Here is a 17,782-nt window from a genome sequence, read left to right on the forward strand (position 1 = left end):
GGAACGCGAATGTACGGTCTGATCTGGCGTGTCCTGCCCGGCCCGTGGGTCTCCAAGCTCATCCTGGCGCTCGGACTGGTGGTGGGCGCCGCCCTGCTGCTGTGGTTCTTCGCCTTCCCGGCGATCTCGCCGCACATGCCCTTCAACGACGGCGCCGTCGACGTGGAGGGCTCCCAGACCGGGAGCGGCGCGGAGTCCGGGGGCGGCGGGGAAGCGGGGACGGACGGGGCGTCCGGGTAATCCGGGACGCGTGTGGACGACGGGGCGACCGGCGGGAACCGGCGGCCTTCCGGGCGGCCGGGACACGCCGTGTGCGCGGCGCCACTGGCCTGCCTCCCGGAACGGTCCACGGTGCCCGCTAACCTCGTGGGGGTGATTAACGGGGGACGGTTCGCAGCATGACGGTGACGCAGACCACGACGGAGGACCGGCTCAGAGGCCTCCGCGCATGGCAGCGGGAGGCGTTCGAGGAGTACTTCCGCCGGGAACCGCGGGACTTCCTCGCCGTGGCCACCCCCGGTGCGGGCAAGACCACCTTCGCCCTCACCCTGGCCAGCGAACTCCTCCAGCGGCATACGGTGCGCGCCATCACCATCGTGTGCCCCACCGACCACCTCAAGAAGCAGTGGGCCGAGGCGGCCGCCCGGTTCGGCATCGCCATCGACCCCGACTTCCGCAACGGGCAGGGCGCCCTGGGCCGCCAGTACGTCGGCGTGGCCGTCACCTACGCCCAGGTCGCCGCCCACCCGATGCTGCACCGCAACCGGACCGAGGCGCGCAAGACCCTCGTCATCTTCGACGAGGTGCACCACGCCGGGGACGCCCTGTCCTGGGGCGACGCGGCCCGTGAGGCCTTCGACCCGGCGGGGCGCCGCCTCTCCCTGACCGGAACCCCGTTCCGGTCCGACATCAACCCCATCCCCTTCGTCGACTACGTCCAGGACAGCGCCGGGGTTCGCCGCTGCTCCTGGGACTACAGCTACGGGTACGGGCCCGCCCTGTCCGACGGGGTCGTGCGCCCCGTCATCTTCATGGCCTACTCCGGTGAGATGCGCTGGCGCACCCGCGCGGGCGACGAGCTCGCCGCCAGGCTGGGCGAACCCCTCACCCAGGACGCGCTCTCCCAGGCGTGGCGGGCCGCCCTGGACCCCAAGGGCGACTGGATCAAGCGGGTGCTCCAGGCCGCCGACCGCCGCCTGACCGAGGTCCGCAAGACCCACCCCGACGCGGGGGCCCTGGTCATCGCCAGCGACCACGAGAACGCCCGCGCCTACTCACGCATCCTGCGCCAGATCACCGGCAAGGGCGCCACGGTCATCCTGTCCGACGACCCCGGGGCCTCCAAGAAGATCTCCCGGTTCGCCGCGGGCGACGACCGCTGGATGGTCGCGGTGCGCATGGTCTCCGAGGGAGTGGACGTGCCCCGGCTGATGGTGGGCGTGTACGCCACCTCCACCAGCACCGCGCTGTTCTTCGCCCAGGCCATCGGCCGTTTCGTGCGCGTGCGCCAGCGCGGCGAGGTCGCCTCGGTCTTCCTGCCCTCCGTGCCCACCCTGTTGGAGTACGCGGGCGAGATGGAGCGCGAGCGCGACCACGTACTCGACCGGACCCCGGGGGAGGGCGACGAGTACCCGGAGGAGGACCTGCTCCGGGAGGCCAACAAGAAGCGGGACACCCCCGACGCCGGGGAGGAACTGCCCTTCGAGACCATGGAGTCGGCGGCGGAGTTCGACCGCGCCCTCTACGACGGGGCCGAGTACGGCGGCGCGCCGGGCTCCACTGAGGAGGAGGACTTCCTGGGCCTGCCCGGCCTGCTCGACCCGCAGCAGGTCTCCCAGCTCCTGCGCAAGCGCAAGGCCGACCTCAAGGCGAGCGAGATCAAGGCCCGCAAGGTGGAGGAGCCCGCCGAGGAGGACGGGCCCACCCACCAGGTCCTGGCCGACCTGCGCCGCGAGCTGAGCGGCCTCGTGGGCGCCTGGCACCACCGCACCGGCAAGCCGCACGGGGTGATCCACAACGAGCTGCGCCGCGCCTGCGGCGGGCCGCCCGTCGCGCAGGCCACCCCGACGCAGATCCGCGAGCGGATCGCCAAGATCCGCGTCTGGGCCGTCGGCGGGCGGTAGACCACCCGAAACGGGCAAACACTTCGCAAGCTCGCGCATGTCCCATAAGCCCTTCGTGTCCGCTTCATTACCTTGTGTGAGATGAGCGGACACAGCCCTCGCGGCGGCTCAGCCGCGCTCTGCACCGGACTGCTGATGTGCGGGTTCGCCCTGGCCGGAATGGTCACGGTCACGGCGCCCGGCAGCGTAGCGACCGACTCCCCGCGCGCCCAGTCGGCGCAGGGGGAGTCCGAACCGCTGGAGCCCTGCCTGCCCGGCGCCGCCAGGGTCACCGACCCGGACGCGGCCGGTCGGCCCACCGGCGGCAGCGAGGTGACGCCGCGTCAGGCGGCCCTGTACGAACAGCAGCTCCAGGAGGCGCTCGTGCCCCTGCGGGGACAGGAGCTCCAGCCGCCCCACACCGTCCCGGTCGTGGTGCACGTCATCTCCGCCGAGGACGGCCGCGGCGAGGTCAGCGACGAACGCGTCCAACGGCAGATCGACGTCCTCAACGCCGCCTACGGCGGCGACACCGCCGCGGACCCGGCCCAGGCCGCCGAGGCGGCCCGCCGGGCAGGGGACGCGGGCACCGCCGCACCCACCGACACCGGCTTCCGCTTCGAGCTCAGCGAGGTCACCCGCACCACCAACGACGAGTGGTTCACCAGCTTCGCCGAACACCGCGACACCGTCCACGCCGAACTGCGCCAGGGTGACGCGGCGACCCTCAACATCTACACCTCGAACCTGGGCACCGGCCTGCTCGGCTACTCCTCCTTCCCCCAGGACTACGAGGACGCGCCCGAACAGGACGGCGTGGTGATCTCCCACGACACCCTGCCCGGCGGCGACCGCGACCGGTTCAACCTCGGCCACACCGGTACCCACGAGGTGGGCCACTGGCTCGGGCTCTTCCACACCTTCCAGAACGGCTGCTCCTCGCCCGGCGACTACGTGGACGACACCGCCTACGAGCGCGAGGCCGCCTCCGGCTGCCCCGAGGGCCGCGACACCTGCCCCGAGCAGGAGGGTGAGGACCCCGTCACCAACTTCATGAACTACAGCGACGACGCCTGCATGACCCACTTCACCGAGGGCCAGGCCGCGCGCATGGTCGAGCACTGGGCGGCCTTCCGCGCCTGACGCGGCGGCGCCCCGCGGCGCGTGGCCGGGACCGTGCGCGGGCCCGGCCGCCGCTAGGCTTGGTCCCATGGCAGCGAACACGTACCTGACCGGGATCAAGCCCACCGGCGACTTCCACCTGGGCAACTACATCGGCGCGATCAAGCCCGCCCTGAGCGCGTCCACGGCCTACGACACCTACTACTTCATCGCCGACTACCACGCGCTCAACACGATCAAGGACGCCGACGAGCTCCGCCACAGCATCCGGTCAGGCGCTGCCACCTGGCTCGCGTGCGGGCTCGACCCCGAGCGGACGATCGTCTACCAGCAGTCCCGGGTGCCCGAGACCTTCGAGCTCACCACCATCCTGAGCGCCCTGACCCCCAAGGGCCTCATGAACCGCGCGCACGCCTACAAGGCCGCCCGCGACCGCAACAACGAGGCCGGGATCACCGACCTGGACGCCGGGATCAACATGGGGCTGTACAACTACCCCATCCTCATGGCCGCCGACATCCTCGTCATGGAGGGCACCCACGTCCCCGTGGGCCGCGACCAGTCCCAGCACATCGAGTACACCGCCGACATCGCCGGGTACTTCAACCACCGCTTCGGCGGGGCCTACAGCTTCCCCGTCCCCAAGGGCGTCATCGACGACAGCGACGCGAGCATCCTGCCCGGCGTCGACGGCCGCAAGATGAGCAAGTCCTACGACAACCACATCCCGCTCTTCCTGCCTGAGAACAAGCTCAAGAAGGCCGTGCGCCGCATCCCCACCGACTCCACGCCGGTCGAGGACCCCAAGGACCCCGACAGCTCGGTGCCCTTCCAGCTGCTCACGCACTTCGCCGACGCCCAGAAGGTCTCCGAGGTGCGCAAGCGCCTGGAGGCGGGCGGCATGGGCTGGGGCGACCTCAAGAACGAGCTGTTCGAGGCGATCAACGCCGAACTGGGCCCCAAGCGGGAGCGCTACGAGGAGCTGATGGCCGACCCGGCCCGGATCGACGCCGTCCTGGCGGCCGGGTCCGAGCGCGCCCGCGAGCGCGCCCGCGCCGTCCTGGAGCGCGTGCGCGCCGCCGTCGGCGTCGTCTGACACGCGGGGGCGGCGGCGCGCGCCGCCGCCCCCGGCCCCCGGACGGGGCCTCAGCCGACCAGCGGCTCGCCCTCCAGCTCCACGCCCGCCTCGCGCAGCCGCTCCAGCGCCGCGTCCACGGTCGGGCGCGACACCCCGGCGGTCAGCCCGAGCAGCACCCGCGTGCGCAGGCCCTCGGCCACCGCGTCCAGGGCGGTCGCCTTCACGCAGTGGTCCATGGCGATGCCCACCACGTCCACCTCGTCCACGCCGCGCTCGCGCAGCCACGAACCCAGCGTGACCCCGCCCTCCCCGGTCACGCCCTCGAAACCGCTGTAGGCGGCCGTGTAGTGCCCCTTGTCGAAGACCTCCTCGGCCAGCGAGGCGTCGAAGCCGGGGTGGAACTCCACCCCGGGCGTGCCCGCCTCGCAGTGGCGCGGCCAGCTGTCCACGAAGTCGGGCTCCTCCGAGAAGTGCTTCCCCGGGTCGATGTGGAAGTCGCGCGTGGCCACCACGTGGTCGTAGTCGCTCGCACGGGCGTACTCGGTGACGGCGGCCGCGGTGCTGGCCCCGCCCGCCACCCCCAGGTTGCCTCCCTCGCAGAAGTCCTTCTGCACGTCCACCACGATGAGCGCCCTCACAGCGGCACCCCTTTCCTTGTCGTCGGATCCGCCCGGGTCCGTGTACCACCGCCGGTCCGACCCGCGCCGACCCCCGTGTCGGAGGTCACCCGGCCGGCCGTTCGCCGGTGCGCGGGCCCTCACGCGTCATCCTCTAGTGGAACACCGTCGGCAGCGCGGCCTCGCCGCGCGACATCCGCAGGGCTTCCTCGGGCAGTTCCGCCACCGCCGCCCGGTGTCGCTCCCGGGCCTCGTGCACGCTCTCGTGGCCCACCACCACGCCGTCGGCGACCAGGGGCCGCAGCAGCGGGCGCGTTCCCACCTGCGGGGACGGAGGGTGGGGGTAGACGTCCTCGGACACGGCCGTCCCCTTGTCGTCCAGCCGCCGCGACGCCCACTTGCGCCCGCCCCGGCTCGGCTTGCCCACCGAGCGCTTGGCCACCGGCTCCAGCGGTGCGTCCTCCTCCAGACCGCGCGCCCGCGCCACCAGCTTGTACACCAGGGACACCGTCGGCGCGCCCGAACCGGTCACCAGGGAGGTACCCACCCCGTAGCCGTCCACCGGCGCCACCGCCAGGGCCTGGATGGAGTGCTCGTCCAGGTCCCCGGTCACCACGATGCGGGTGTCCGTCGCGCCCAGGGAGTCCAGCTGCGCCCGCACGCGCCCGGCGTGGGCGGCCAGGTCGCCCGAGTCGATCCGCACCGCGCCCAGCCCGGGCCCGGCCAGCTCCACGGCGGTGCGCACCGCGCGCTCCACGTCGTAGGTGTCCACCAGCAGGGTCGTCCCCTCGCCCAGGGACTCCAGCTGCGCCTTGAACGCGTGCCGCTCGCTGTCGTGCAGCAGAGTGAACGCGTGCGCGGCCGTTCCACCGGTGGGCACGCCGTGGGAGCGCCCGGCCTCCAGGTTGGAGGAGGTGGCGAACCCCGCGACGTAGGCGGCGCGGGCCGCGGCGACCGCGGACCGCTCGTGCGTGCGCCGCGAACCCATCTCGATCAGCGGCCGACCGCCCGCCGCCACCGCCATCCGCGTCGCGGCCGAGGCGATCGCGCTGTCGTGGTTGTACACCGACAGGGCCAGCGTCTCCAGGAGCACGGCCTCGGCGAAGGAGGCCTCCACCACCAGGATCGGCGAGCCGGGGAAGTAGGCCTCGCCCTCGCCGTAGCCCCACACGTTGCCCGAGAACCGGTAGTCGGCCAGCCACTCCACGGTGCGCTCGTCCACGACCCCGTTGTCGGACAGGAAGTCGAGTTCCTCCGTGCCGAACCGGAACCGCTCCAGCAGCTCCAGGAAGCGGCCCGTTCCGGCCACGACCCCGTACCTGCGCCCCTCCGGCAGCCGTCGGGCGAACATCTCGAACACCGAGTGACGGGCGGCGGCGCCGCTGTGCAGCGCCCCTTGGAGCATCGTCAGTTCGTAGTGGTCGGTGAGCAGCGCGCTGCTGCTGTCCTCGCTCATGCGCACGAGCCTAATCCGTGCCGGGTGGGACGGACGAGGTCGCCCCCACCAGCACCTGGCCGCCGCGGCCTCGGCGTTCGCCAACAATACCCATTTGGTTGGTAGGGAACCAGATGTAGGTACCCTGGTGAGCATGCTGAGGATTGATCGCGCGATCTACGACAGGATCGTCGCACACGCCCGCCGCGACCACCCGGACGAGGCGTGCGGCGTCGTGGCCGGACCCGAGGGCTCCGACAGCCCCGAACGCCTCGTCGAGATGGTCAACGCCGAACGGTCGCCGACCTTCTACCGGTTCGACTCCCTCGAACAGCTCAAGGTCTGGCGGGAGATGGACGACCGCGACGAGGAACCCGTCGTGATCTACCACTCCCACACCGCGACCGAGGCCTACCCCTCGCGCACCGACGTCTCCTACGCGTCCGAGCCGGGCGCCCACTACGTGCTCGTGTCCACGCGCGAGCCCGACACCGTCGAGTTCCGCTCCTACCGGATCGTCGACGGCCAGGTCACCGAGGAACCGGTGGAGGTCACCGGGCCCGGCGACGGCGCCGCGACCGCCCCTTAGGTTCCACACCACACCGGGCGGCGCCCAGGAATGGGCACCGCGCGCCCCCTGTTGGCAATGAACGCACACCAACGACCGCTAACGGAGAAACCCTCATGGCCATCGAGGTCCGCATTCCGACCATCCTGCGCAACCTGACCGGCGACGCCAAGGTCGTCGAGGGGTCCGGCGACACCCTCGGCAAGCTGTTCGCCGACCTGGACAGCCGCTACCCCGGCATCGCCGAGCGCCTGGTGGCCGACGGCAAGCTGCGCCGCTTCGTCAACGTCTACCTCAACGACGAGGACGTGCGCTTCGTCGGCGGTCTGGAGGCCGAGCTCTCCGACGGCGACAACGTGACGATCCTGCCGGCCGTGGCCGGCGGAAGCCGCTAGGCCGCACATGCGCTACGACTCCCTGCTCGACTCCCTCGGCGGCACGCCGCTCGTCGGCCTGCCCCGGCTCTCGCCCTCGCCGCAGGTCCGGCTCTGGGCGAAACTGGAGGACCGCAACCCCACCGGCTCGATCAAGGACCGCGCCGCGTTCTTCATGATCGAACAGGCCGAGAAGGACGGGCTGCTCTCCCCGGGGTGCACCATCCTGGAGCCGACGTCGGGGAACACCGGCATCTCGCTGGCCATGGTCGCCAAGCTGCGCGGCTACCGCATGGTCTGCGTCATGCCGGAGAACACCTCCGCCGAGCGCAAGCAGCTGCTGGCCATGTGGGGCGCCGAGGTCCACTTCTCCGAAGCCGCGGGCGGCTCCAACGAGGCCGTCCGCGTCGCCAAGGAGATGGCCGCGGCCCACCCCGACTGGGTGATGCTCTACCAGTACGGCAACCCGGCCAACGCCCGGGCCCACTACGAGACCACCGGGCCCGAGATCCTCGCCGACCTCCCGGGGATCACCCACTTCGTGGCGGGGCTGGGCACCACCGGCACCCTCATGGGCGTGGGCCGCTACCTGCGGGAACACCGGCCCGACGTGCAGATCGTGGCGGCCGAGCCCCGGTACGGCGAGCTGGTGTACGGGCTGCGCAACCTCGACGAGGGGTTCGTGCCCGAGCTCTACGACGAGTCCGTGCTCACCACCCGCTTCTCCGTGCCCTCCGAAGCCGCCCTCAGGCGGACCCGGGAACTCCTGGACAAGGAGGGCATCTTCGCGGGAGTCTCCACCGGCGGCGCCCTGCACGCCGCGCTGGGCATGGCCCGCAAGGCCGAGAAGGCGGGGGAGAGCGCCGACATCGCGTTCGTCATCGCCGACGCCGGGTGGAAGTACCTGTCCACCGGCGCCTACGAGGGCACGCTGGAGGAGGCCGAGGAACGCCTCGACGGCCAACTCTGGGCCTGAGCTCCGGGGTCTGGACGACCCGCCCGGCGTCCGCCGCGACCCGTACGGGAGCGGCGGTCCGGGCCCGGTGGAGGCCGGCACCTTCGGGTGCCGGCCTCCGCGCCGTTCTGAACACCGTGGAAACACGCCTCGAACAAACAAGACATACGTCGTCAAGCGGTGTGAAAAATTCACACGTGATCGAGGTCGCGTGAGACGCGGGCCACATTTTGTACCACCCGGGCGGGCATTGGGGTACACCCGTAACAACGGGACATCCGCAGAACCAGCCGCCATCCGCACTCCGCACAGACTCTCGGCGGGAGTGCCACGGACGCCGCGCGGCCCATCGAGAAGGCGACGACGACGTGCGACTCACGATTATCGGGTCCTCGGGGAGCTTCCCCGGGCCGGACAGCCCGGCTTCCTCCTACATGCTCGAAGCGGACGGCTACCGCCTCCTGCTCGACATGGGCAACGGCGCGCTCGGAACTCTCCAGCGGCACGTCGACATCTACTCCGTCGACGCCGTCTACCTGAGCCACCTGCACGCCGACCACTGCTTCGACCTGTGCTCGTACTGGGTGGCCAGGGCCTACCACCCTGGCGGCGCCAAACCCCGCATCCCGGTCTACGGGCCCGCGGGCGTGGCCCAGCGGATGGCCGAAGCCTACGGTCTGGAGCCCGACCCGGGCATGACCGAGGTGTTCGAGTTCCACGAGCTCTCCCCCGGCCCGTTCCGGATCGGCCCCTTCCAGGCCCGTGTCGACCACGTCAACCACCCGGTGGAGGCCTTCGGCATCCGCCTGGAGCACGGCGGCGCCTCCATGGCCTACTCCGGCGACACCGGGGTGTGCGACTCCCTGGTGGACCTGGCCGCCGACACCGACCTGTTCCTGTGCGAGGCCGCCTTCCAGGACCACCTCGACCACCCCAAGGACATGCACCTGACGGGCAGCGAGGCGGGCGAACACGCCAGCCGGGCCCGCGCCCGCAGCCTGCTGCTGACCCACCTGGTGCCGTGGAACGACGACGACGTCACCCTCACCGAGGCGCGCTCCACCTACGACGGGCCCATCGGCCTGGCCCGCAGCGGCCAGGTGCACACGGTCGGCGGCTGACCGGGGACGGGGGTCGGCCGCGCGGTCGCGCACTCCAGCACCGCGGGGCACTCCACGGATATACGCTCTTGTCCATGGCCCGACCTGACGGACGCGTTCCGACCCAACTCCGCCCTGTGACCATCACCCGCAACTGGCTCCGCCACGCGGAAGGCTCCGTACTCGTCGAGTTCGGGGACACCCGCGTGCTGTGCGCCGCCAGCGTCGAGGACGGCGTCCCGCGCTGGCGCCGGGGCACCGGCGAGGGGTGGGTCACCGCCGAGTACGCGATGCTGCCCCGCTCCACCGACACCCGCGGCTCCCGCGAGTCGGTCCGCGGCAAGATCGGCGGCCGCACCCACGAGATCTCCCGCCTGGTCGGCCGCTCCCTGCGCGCCGTCGTGGACTTCAAGGCGATGGGCGAGCACACCATCACGCTGGACTGCGACGTGCTCCAGGCCGACGGCGGCACCCGCACCGCCGCGATCACCGGCGCCTACGTGGCGCTCGCCGACGCGATGAAGTGGCTGCGCAAGCGCCGCAAGCTCAAGAACAACCCGCTGACGGGCTCCCTGGCCGCGGTCAGCGTCGGCGTGGTCCAGGGCCAGCCCCGGCTGGACCTGAACTACCTGGAGGACTCGGTCGCCGACACCGACATGAACGTCGTCATCACCGGCGACGGCAAGTTCATCGAGGTGCAGGGCACCGCCGAGGGCGCCCCCTTCGACCGGGACCTGCTCAACCAACTGCTCGACCTCGCGGTCTCCGGCTGCGGGGAACTGACCGCGATCCAGAAGAAGGCACTATCGGAGTGACCGCCACCCCACGGGCCGGTGCCCGTACCGGCGGTGTGCCCCGGGGAGGGGGAACCGTGAAGATCGTCCTGGCCACGCGCAACGCGAAGAAGGTTCCGGAGATGCGGGCCATCCTGGCCGACGCCGGGGTGGAGGCGGAGGTGCTCTCCCTCGACGCCTTCCCGGACGCGCCGGAGGTGCCCGAGACCGAGGCGACCTTCCTGGGCAACGCGCTGCTCAAGGCGCGGGCCATCGCCGAGCACACCGGGCTGCCCGCCGTCGCCGACGACTCCGGCATCGCCGTGGACGAACTGCGCGGGATGCCCGGAGTGCTGTCCGCGCGCTGGGCCGGCCGCTTCGGCGCGGGCGACCAGGACCGGGCCAACCTGGACCTGGTCCTGGACCAGATGGCCGACACCCCGGCCGAGCGCAGGGGCGCCGCGTTCGTGTGCGCGGCGGTGCTGGTGATGCCGGACGGGACCGAGGCCGTCGCCGAGGGCGTGCTGCGCGGCCGTCTGGTGCGCGAGCGCCGCGGGGAGAACGGCTTCGGGTACGACCCGGTGTTCGTCCCCGAGGGGGAGAGCCGCACCACGGCGGAGCTGTCCCCTGAGGAGAAGAACGCGATCAGCCACCGGGGGATCGCCTTCCGCGAGCTCGCCCGGGAGCTGGCGGACATCCTCTGAGGCCCCGGACGTGTTCCGGGGGCCACGTCGGCCCCGTCCCCGGGGCGGCCCCGCCCCGGGGACGGAAAATCTCGACCTCCCATGTTTGGGCCCGCGGGCCCCGGGAAGGGTCAGTGACAGACGACAAGCAAGCCGACGAACGACCAGGCCCCGGACTGGAGTCCCCTCCGAGTCCAGGCGGATTTGACGCCGCCGCTGAGGTTGCCTAAACTCGATCGGGTCGCTGCGGGACGGCGAGACACCCCACGGGGTTGACTCGGAACCGGACCGCTGTCCTGACCTTCTCTCCAGAGCTTCGATGGTTCGAGCATGTGCTCGGGGCATGTAGGCTCGGGGAGTTGCCTCGAAAGAGGAACCGGTCTTCTTGATCCGGTGCAATTTCGCAGAAACCGCCGATTTGGCGGGGCGCGGAACACCTGATAAAGTAAAGACACAACAAAGCGGAAACGCACAACGCCTTCGGCGGAAAAGCGACACTCTCATCGAGTGGGCTTGTAAGCGAAGAGCTGTTGTTTCTTGAGAACTCAACAGCGCGTGTTTGATTTTCTTTAAGCCATGTTTGTTTTGGCCCCGTCACACAGAACCATCCCGGTTCGTGTGCGGAGGTTCCTTTGATTAGCCGGGGTAACCCGGTTGGTCAGGATTACTTCTAGGTTTACCCACCCAGGCCTCACAGCCGGGTTGGGTTGAGTGACCTTTATGGAGAGTTTGATCCTGGCTCAGGACGAACGCTGGCGGCGTGCTTAACACATGCAAGTCGAGCGGTAAGGCCCTTCGGGGTACACGAGCGGCGAACGGGTGAGTAACACGTGAGCAACCTGCCCCTGACTCTGGGATAAGCGGTGGAAACGCCGTCTAATACCGGATACGACCCGCCACCTCATGGTGGAGGGTGGAAAGTTTTTCGGTCAGGGATGGGCTCGCGGCCTATCAGCTTGTTGGTGGGGTAACGGCCTACCAAGGCGATTACGGGTAGCCGGCCTGAGAGGGCGACCGGCCACACTGGGACTGAGACACGGCCCAGACTCCTGCGGGAGGCAGCAGTGGGGAATATTGCGCAATGGGCGAAAGCCTGACGCAGCGACGCCGCGTGGGGGATGACGGCCTTCGGGTTGTAAACCTCTTTTACCACCAACGCAGGCTCGAAGTTCTCTTCGGGTTGACGGTAGGTGGGGAATAAGGACCGGCTAACTACGTGCCAGCAGCCGCGGTAATACGTAGGGTCCGAGCGTTGTCCGGAATTATTGGGCGTAAAGAGCTCGTAGGCGGCGTGTCACGTCTGCTGTGAAAGACCGGGGCTTAACTCCGGTTCTGCAGTGGATACGGGCATGCTAGAGGTAGGTAGGGGAGACTGGAATTCCTGGTGTAGCGGTGAAATGCGCAGATATCAGGAGGAACACCGGTGGCGAAGGCGGGTCTCTGGGCCTTACCTGACGCTGAGGAGCGAAAGCATGGGGAGCGAACAGGATTAGATACCCTGGTAGTCCATGCCGTAAACGTTGGGCGCTAGGTGTGGGGACTTTCCACGGTTTCCGCGCCGTAGCTAACGCATTAAGCGCCCCGCCTGGGGAGTACGGCCGCAAGGCTAAAACTCAAAGGAATTGACGGGGGCCCGCACAAGCGGCGGAGCATGTTGCTTAATTCGACGCAACGCGAAGAACCTTACCAAGGTTTGACATCACCCGTGGACTCGCAGAGATGTGAGGTCATTTAGTTGGCGGGTGACAGGTGGTGCATGGCTGTCGTCAGCTCGTGTCGTGAGATGTTGGGTTAAGTCCCGCAACGAGCGCAACCCTTGTTCCATGTTGCCAGCACGTAATGGTGGGGACTCATGGGAGACTGCCGGGGTCAACTCGGAGGAAGGTGGGGATGACGTCAAGTCATCATGCCCCTTATGTCTTGGGCTGCAAACATGCTACAATGGCCGGTACAATGGGCGTGCGATACCGTAAGGTGGAGCGAATCCCTAAAAGCCGGTCTCAGTTCGGATTGGGGTCTGCAACTCGACCCCATGAAGGTGGAGTCGCTAGTAATCGCGGATCAGCAACGCCGCGGTGAATACGTTCCCGGGCCTTGTACACACCGCCCGTCACGTCATGAAAGTCGGCAACACCCGAAACTTGCGGCCTAACCCCTTGTGGGAGGGAGTGAGTGAAGGTGGGGCTGGCGATTGGGACGAAGTCGTAACAAGGTAGCCGTACCGGAAGGTGCGGCTGGATCACCTCCTTTCTAAGGAGTCTTTACAGGTCGGCATTACTTCTACAGCCGGCCGGACTCGAAAGTGGACCTGGTGCTGCGTGCAGTATCCAGGATGGCTCAAAGACGAATCGAACTTGACCTCGGGCGACTAGAAGCGTCCGGGGGCGCGCTGTTGGGTGTCTGAGGAAACAACCTCTGCTCCGGTTTGGAGTGGGTGTTGGTTCCCGCGGACCGCCTCTGAGAACTCTCGGTTCCTTGCCGTTGTGGCTGAGGATGTGAGTGGTGTTGGGGTATGCGGTTGGTGTTTTGATTTGTGAATAGTGTGCGCGAGCATCTTATTATCTGTAGTGGCCAAGTGATAGTGGCACACGGTGGATGCCTTGGCACCAGGCGCCGATGAAGGACGTGGGAGGCCGCGATAGGCCACGGGGAGCTGTCAACCGAGCTGTGATCCGTGGGTGTCCGAATGGGGAAACCTAGCCCGAGTTGTGTCGGGTTGCCGCCATCTGAATGTATAGGGTGGTTGGTGGTGACGCGGGGAAGTGAAACATCTCAGTACCCGTAGGAAGAGTAAACAACAGTGATTCTCCTAGTAGTGGTGAGCGAACGGGGAAGAGGCTAAACCGTAGGCGTGTGATAGACGGCAGTCGTTGCGTTTGCGGGGTTGTGGGATGCGTCTGTCTGGGTCTGCCGATCCAGAGCGCTGAGTGGTTCTTGTAGCTGAAACCGTTGGGAAGCGGTACCGGAGTGGGTGAGAGTCCCGTAGGTGTAGGAAGAACCTAGGTGTTGGATGTATTCCCGAGTAGCGCGGAGCCCGTGAAAGTCCGTGTGAATCTGGCAGGACCACCTGCTAAGCCAAAATACGTCCTGGTGACCGATAGTGCACTAGTACCGTGAGGGAAAGGTGAAAAGTGCCCCGGTGAGGGGTCGTGAAATAGTACCTGAAACCGTGTGCTGTCAAGCCGTCAGAGCTGAACTTCGTGTTTGGTGATGGCGTGCCTTTTGAAGAATGAGCCTGCGAGTCATGGTGTGTGGCGAGGTTAACCCGGGTGGGGTAGCCGTAGGGAAACCGAGTCTGAATAGGGCGTTTGAGTCGCATGCTGTGGACCCGAAGCGGAGTGATCTACCCATGTCCAGGGTGAAGCGGGGGTAAGACCTCGTGGAGGCCCGAACCCACCAGGGTTGAAAACCTGGGGGATGAGGTGTGGGTAGGGGTGAAAGGCCAATCAAACTCCGTGATAGCTGGTTCTCCCCGAAATGCATTTAGGTGCAGCGTCGCGTGTTTCTTGCTGGAGGTAGAGCTACTGTTTGGCTGATGGGCCCGACAAGGTTACTGACGTCAGACAAACTCCGAATGCCGGTGAAGTGAAGCGCGGCAGTGAGACTGCGGGGGATAAGCTTCGTAGTCGAGAGGGAAACAGCCCAGATCATCAGCTAAGGCCCCTAAGCGTGTGCTAAGTGGGAAAGGTTGTGGAGTTGCTGAGACAACCAGGAGGTTGGCTTAGAAGCAGCCATCCTTTAAAGAGTGCGTAATAGCTCACTGGTCAAGTGGTTCTGCGCCGATAATGTAGCGGGGCTAAAGCACACCGCCGAAGCTGTGAAGCTCAAGACTAGATTCTTGGGTTGGTAGGGGAGCGTCGTGCGTCCGGTGAAGCTGCCGAGTGATCGTGTGGTGGAGGGCGTGCGAGTGAGAATGCAGGCATGAGTAGCGAAAGCAACGTGAGAAACGTTGCCGCCGATTGACTAAGGGTTCCTGGGGCAGGTTAATCCGCCCAGGGTGAGTCTGGACCTAAGGCGAGGCCGACAGGCGTAGTCGATGGATAACGGGTTGATATTCCCGTACCCGTGCACGAGCGTCCAGTACTGAATCAGGTGATGCTAACCACGCTGACTCCTTCTTCGACCTTCGGGTTGAGGTTGGTTGTTGGTCTGGGAACCGAGCTTGTAGTAGGTAAGTGATGGGGTGACGCAGGAGGGTAGCTCTACCCGGCGGTGGTTGTCCGGGGGTAAGCGTGTAGGCCGGTGTGTTGGCAAATCCGCACACCATGAAGGTTGAGACGTGATGCCGAGCCGTTTTTGGTGAAGTGAGTGATCCCATGCTGTCGAGAAAAGCCTCTAGCGAGTTCGTGTGTGGCCAGTACCCTAAACCGACGCAGGTGGTCAGGTAGAGAATACCGAGGCGTTCGGGTGAACCATGGTTAAGGAACTCGGCAAATTGTCCCCGTAACTTTGGGAGAAGGGGAGCCCTGTCTGGTGACGGATCTTGCATCCTGAGCTGGGTGGGGTCGCAGATAGCGGGGGGAAGCGACTGTTTATTAAAAACACAGGTCCGTGCGAAGTCGTAAGACGCTGTATACGGACTGACGCCTGCCCGGTGCTGGAACGTTAAGAGGACTGGTTAGTGGGGGTTCGCCCCTGCGAAGCTGGGAATCTAAGCGCCAGTAAACGGCGGTGGTAACTATAACCATCCTAAGGTAGCGAAATTCCTTGTCGGGTAAGTTCCGACCTGCACGAATGGCGTAACGACTTCCCCACTGTCTCAACCATGGGCCCGGTGAAATTGCACTACGAGTAAAGATGCTCGTTTCGCGCAGCAGGACGGAAAGACCCCGGGACCTTCACTATAGCTTGACATTGGTGTTTGGGATGGTTTGTGTAGGATAGGTGGGAGCCGGTGAAGCTGTCACGCTAGTGGCGGTGGAGGCGTTGGTGAAATACCACTCTGACTGTTTCGGGCATCTAACTTTGGACCGTGATCCGGTTCGGGGACAGTGTCTGGTGGGTAGTTTAACTGGGGCGGTTGCCTCCCAAAGAGTAACGGAGGCGCCCAAAGGTTCCCTCAGCCTGGTTGGTAATCAGGTGTTGAGTGTAAGTGCACAAGGGAGCTTGACTGTGAGACGGACGTGTCGAGCAGGAGCGAAAGCTGGGACTAGTGATCCGGCACCGGCGTGTGGAAGCGGTGTCGCTCAACGGCTAAAAGGTACCCCGGGGATAACAGGCTGATCTTCCCCAAGAGTCCATATCGACGGGATGGTTTGGCACCTCGATGTCGGCTCGTCGCATCCTGGGGCTGGAGTTGGTCCCAAGGGTTGGGCTGTTCGCCCATTAAAGCGGCACGCGAGCTGGGTTTAGAACGTCGTGAGACAGTTCGGTCCCTATCCGCTGTGCGCGTTGGAGACTTGAGAAGGGCTGTCCCTAGTACGAGAGGACCGGGACGGACGAACCTCTGGTGTGCCAGTTGTCCTGCCAAGGGCATGGCTGGTTGGCTACGTTCGGGAGGGATAACCGCTGAAAGCATCTAAGCGGGAAGCTTGCTTCGAGATGAGGTCTCCTGCCTCCTTTGAGAGGGTAAGGCTCCCTATAGACGATGGGGTTGATAGGCCGGGTGTGGAAGCCCTGTGAGGGGTGGAGCTGACCGGTACTAATAGGCCGAGGGCTTGTCCGCTGCAGATAATTGGATGTTCGCGCACACTTTTCACGGAGTTTCGCCGTGGATAGCTCCCCTGTGAGGGGTTGAGTTGTTCGTGGCGGTGTGGTTTCCGTGGTGGTTATTGCTGGAGGGTCACACCCGGTCTCTTTCCGAACCCGGTCGTTAAGTCTCTTTGCGCTGATGGTACTGCCCTGTGGTGGGGTGGGAGAGTAGGTCGCTGCCACGGTTTTTCTTGAAGGGGGTCGCCTGTGGGCGGCCCCCTTTTTTTGCTGGGGTTTGTGCGTTTGTGAACGTGGGGGTGGGTGTGTGGGGGTGTGGGTGCTTGGGTGGGCCCCCCTTGTTTCCAGTCAACCGGATGCGGGCCGGGCAGGGCTAGAGCCTGTCCCGTGCTGTGGACAACCAGCCGCTCCCTCCAAGAGATGATGGTTCGCCCGCGCGAACCACTGTCCGTTTCTGTTTTCGCCGGTGGGACAATTTCCGCATGACGAAGACAATCCCCTCAGCGCTTCTGACCGCCGCGGAGGCCGCGAAGGGTTTCATGCCCACGGACGAGGGCACCGCCCTCTTCGAGACCGCTGTCGACTACGCCCGGGTCGGGCCGATCGTGGAGATCGGCACCTACTGCGGCAAGTCCACGATCTTCCTCGGCGCGGCCGCCCGTGCCACCGGGGCCAAGGTCCTGACGGTCGACCACCACCGGGGCTCGGAGGAACACCAGGAGGGCTGGGAGTACCACGACGCGTCCCTGGTGGACGAGGCGACGGGCAGGTTCGACACCCTTCCGCACTTCCGGCGCACGATCACCGAAGCGGGCCTGGACGACGAGGTGATCGCGCTCGTGGGTCGGTCCACCGATGTCGCGGCTGTCTGGGGCACCCCGCTCGGCATGGTCTTCATCGACGGCGGCCACAGCGAGGAGGCCGCCCAGAACGACTACGCTGGCTGGAGTCCGCACGTCGCCCCCGGCGGGGCCCTCGTCATCCACGACGTGTTCCCCAACCCCGAGGACGGCGGCCGGCCGCCCTACAACATCTACCGGAAGGCCCTCGACTCGGGGGAGTTCGAGGAGATGCGCGCGGTGGGCTCCCTGCGGGTGCTCGAACGCACCCGGGAGAAGTGAGCGGGCTAACAGTCTTTCCGATACACAACTGCCCTGGGTAAGCCTTGGGTAAGAAGTGACAGTACGCTTACCTGCTCGGACTTGACATGGTTACGGGCGGGTATCGTGGCCTGGAGGGCTGAGCGATGGCGGCGTTATTCCCCGAATTACCGCTTCGGTCCTGACTCGAACTGAACGATCCGGGGCACTTGCGCGTCCAACACCA

13 protein-coding genes and 3 rRNA genes are annotated in these 17,782 nt (G+C 66.8%); 14 read left to right on the top strand and 2 right to left on the bottom strand.

Going from position 1 to position 17,782, the window contains the following annotated elements:
- The first annotated feature begins 9 nt into the window (after positions 1–9).
- The 4 genes from ACSTA4_RS05725 (at position 10) to ACSTA4_RS05740 (ending at position 4,320) form a co-directional block, all read left to right on the top strand.
- Complete coding sequence (locus ACSTA4_RS05725) at positions 10–240, top strand: hypothetical protein (protein ID WP_248773751.1); 231 nt, start codon at positions 10–12, stop codon at positions 238–240.
- A 158-nt stretch (positions 241–398) separates the two neighbouring features.
- The gene (locus ACSTA4_RS05730; protein WP_248773752.1) at positions 399–2,123 is read left to right on the top strand and encodes a DEAD/DEAH box helicase; all 1,725 of its coding nucleotides are present in this window, start codon (positions 399–401) and stop codon (positions 2,121–2,123) included.
- A 135-nt stretch (positions 2,124–2,258) separates the two neighbouring features.
- On the top strand, positions 2,259–3,245 hold the full coding sequence (locus ACSTA4_RS05735) for a zinc metalloprotease (protein WP_444964105.1): 987 nt from the start codon (positions 2,259–2,261) through the stop codon (positions 3,243–3,245).
- A 67-nt stretch (positions 3,246–3,312) separates the two neighbouring features.
- Complete coding sequence (locus ACSTA4_RS05740) at positions 3,313–4,320, top strand: tryptophan--tRNA ligase (RefSeq protein WP_444962671.1); 1,008 nt, start codon at positions 3,313–3,315, stop codon at positions 4,318–4,320.
- A 50-nt stretch (positions 4,321–4,370) separates the two neighbouring features.
- Here ACSTA4_RS05740 and ACSTA4_RS05745 read toward each other — a convergent pair whose 3' ends face one another.
- Positions 4,371–4,940: a nicotinamidase gene (locus ACSTA4_RS05745; protein ID WP_212641270.1), complete on the bottom strand. Its 570-nt coding sequence runs from the start codon at positions 4,938–4,940 to the stop codon at positions 4,371–4,373.
- 133 nt (positions 4,941–5,073) lie between these two features.
- Positions 5,074–6,375: a nicotinate phosphoribosyltransferase gene (locus ACSTA4_RS05750; protein ID WP_444962672.1), complete on the bottom strand. Its 1,302-nt coding sequence runs from the start codon at positions 6,373–6,375 to the stop codon at positions 5,074–5,076.
- Positions 6,376–6,508: 133 nt separating this feature from the next.
- Between ACSTA4_RS05750 and ACSTA4_RS05755 the strand changes: the two genes are divergently transcribed.
- The 10 genes from ACSTA4_RS05755 (at position 6,509) to ACSTA4_RS05800 (ending at position 17,577) form a co-directional block, all read left to right on the top strand.
- A complete protein-coding gene (locus tag ACSTA4_RS05755) occupies positions 6,509–6,943 on the top strand; it encodes a Mov34/MPN/PAD-1 family protein (RefSeq protein WP_017567443.1) in 435 nt (144 codons plus the stop codon).
- A gap of 95 nt (positions 6,944–7,038) precedes the next feature.
- Entirely contained in the window at positions 7,039–7,317 is a 279-nt protein-coding gene (locus tag ACSTA4_RS05760; RefSeq protein WP_248773757.1) for a MoaD family protein, read from the top strand.
- Positions 7,318–7,324: 7 nt separating this feature from the next.
- Positions 7,325–8,272 (top strand): PLP-dependent cysteine synthase family protein, encoded by a 948-nt coding sequence (locus ACSTA4_RS05765; protein WP_047868524.1) that lies wholly within the window; start codon positions 7,325–7,327, stop codon positions 8,270–8,272.
- A 347-nt stretch (positions 8,273–8,619) separates the two neighbouring features.
- Positions 8,620–9,372: an MBL fold metallo-hydrolase gene (locus tag ACSTA4_RS05770; protein ID WP_444962673.1), complete on the top strand. Its 753-nt coding sequence runs from the start codon at positions 8,620–8,622 to the stop codon at positions 9,370–9,372.
- A 74-nt stretch (positions 9,373–9,446) separates the two neighbouring features.
- Positions 9,447–10,166, top strand: a complete 720-nt coding sequence (gene rph / locus ACSTA4_RS05775; protein WP_013151440.1) for a ribonuclease PH — start codon at positions 9,447–9,449, stop codon at positions 10,164–10,166.
- Between the two features lie 56 nt (positions 10,167–10,222).
- The gene (gene rdgB / locus ACSTA4_RS05780) at positions 10,223–10,828 is read left to right on the top strand and encodes an RdgB/HAM1 family non-canonical purine NTP pyrophosphatase (RefSeq protein ID WP_444962674.1); all 606 of its coding nucleotides are present in this window, start codon (positions 10,223–10,225) and stop codon (positions 10,826–10,828) included.
- 696 nt (positions 10,829–11,524) lie between these two features.
- Positions 11,525–13,057: ribosomal RNA gene (locus ACSTA4_RS05785) — 16S ribosomal RNA — on the top strand.
- Positions 13,058–13,375: 318 nt separating this feature from the next.
- Positions 13,376–16,473: ribosomal RNA gene (locus tag ACSTA4_RS05790) — 23S ribosomal RNA — on the top strand.
- Positions 16,474–16,567: 94 nt separating this feature from the next.
- Positions 16,568–16,683 (top strand): 5S ribosomal RNA (rrf, locus tag ACSTA4_RS05795).
- Together the 16S, 23S and 5S rRNA genes form the textbook arrangement of a ribosomal RNA operon.
- Positions 16,684–16,938: 255 nt before the next feature.
- Positions 16,939–17,577, top strand: a complete 639-nt coding sequence (locus tag ACSTA4_RS05800) for a class I SAM-dependent methyltransferase (RefSeq protein WP_444962675.1) — start codon at positions 16,939–16,941, stop codon at positions 17,575–17,577.
- Positions 17,578–17,782 lie beyond the last annotated feature (205 nt).

This window comes from Nocardiopsis sp. M1B1 (genome assembly GCF_052466615.1).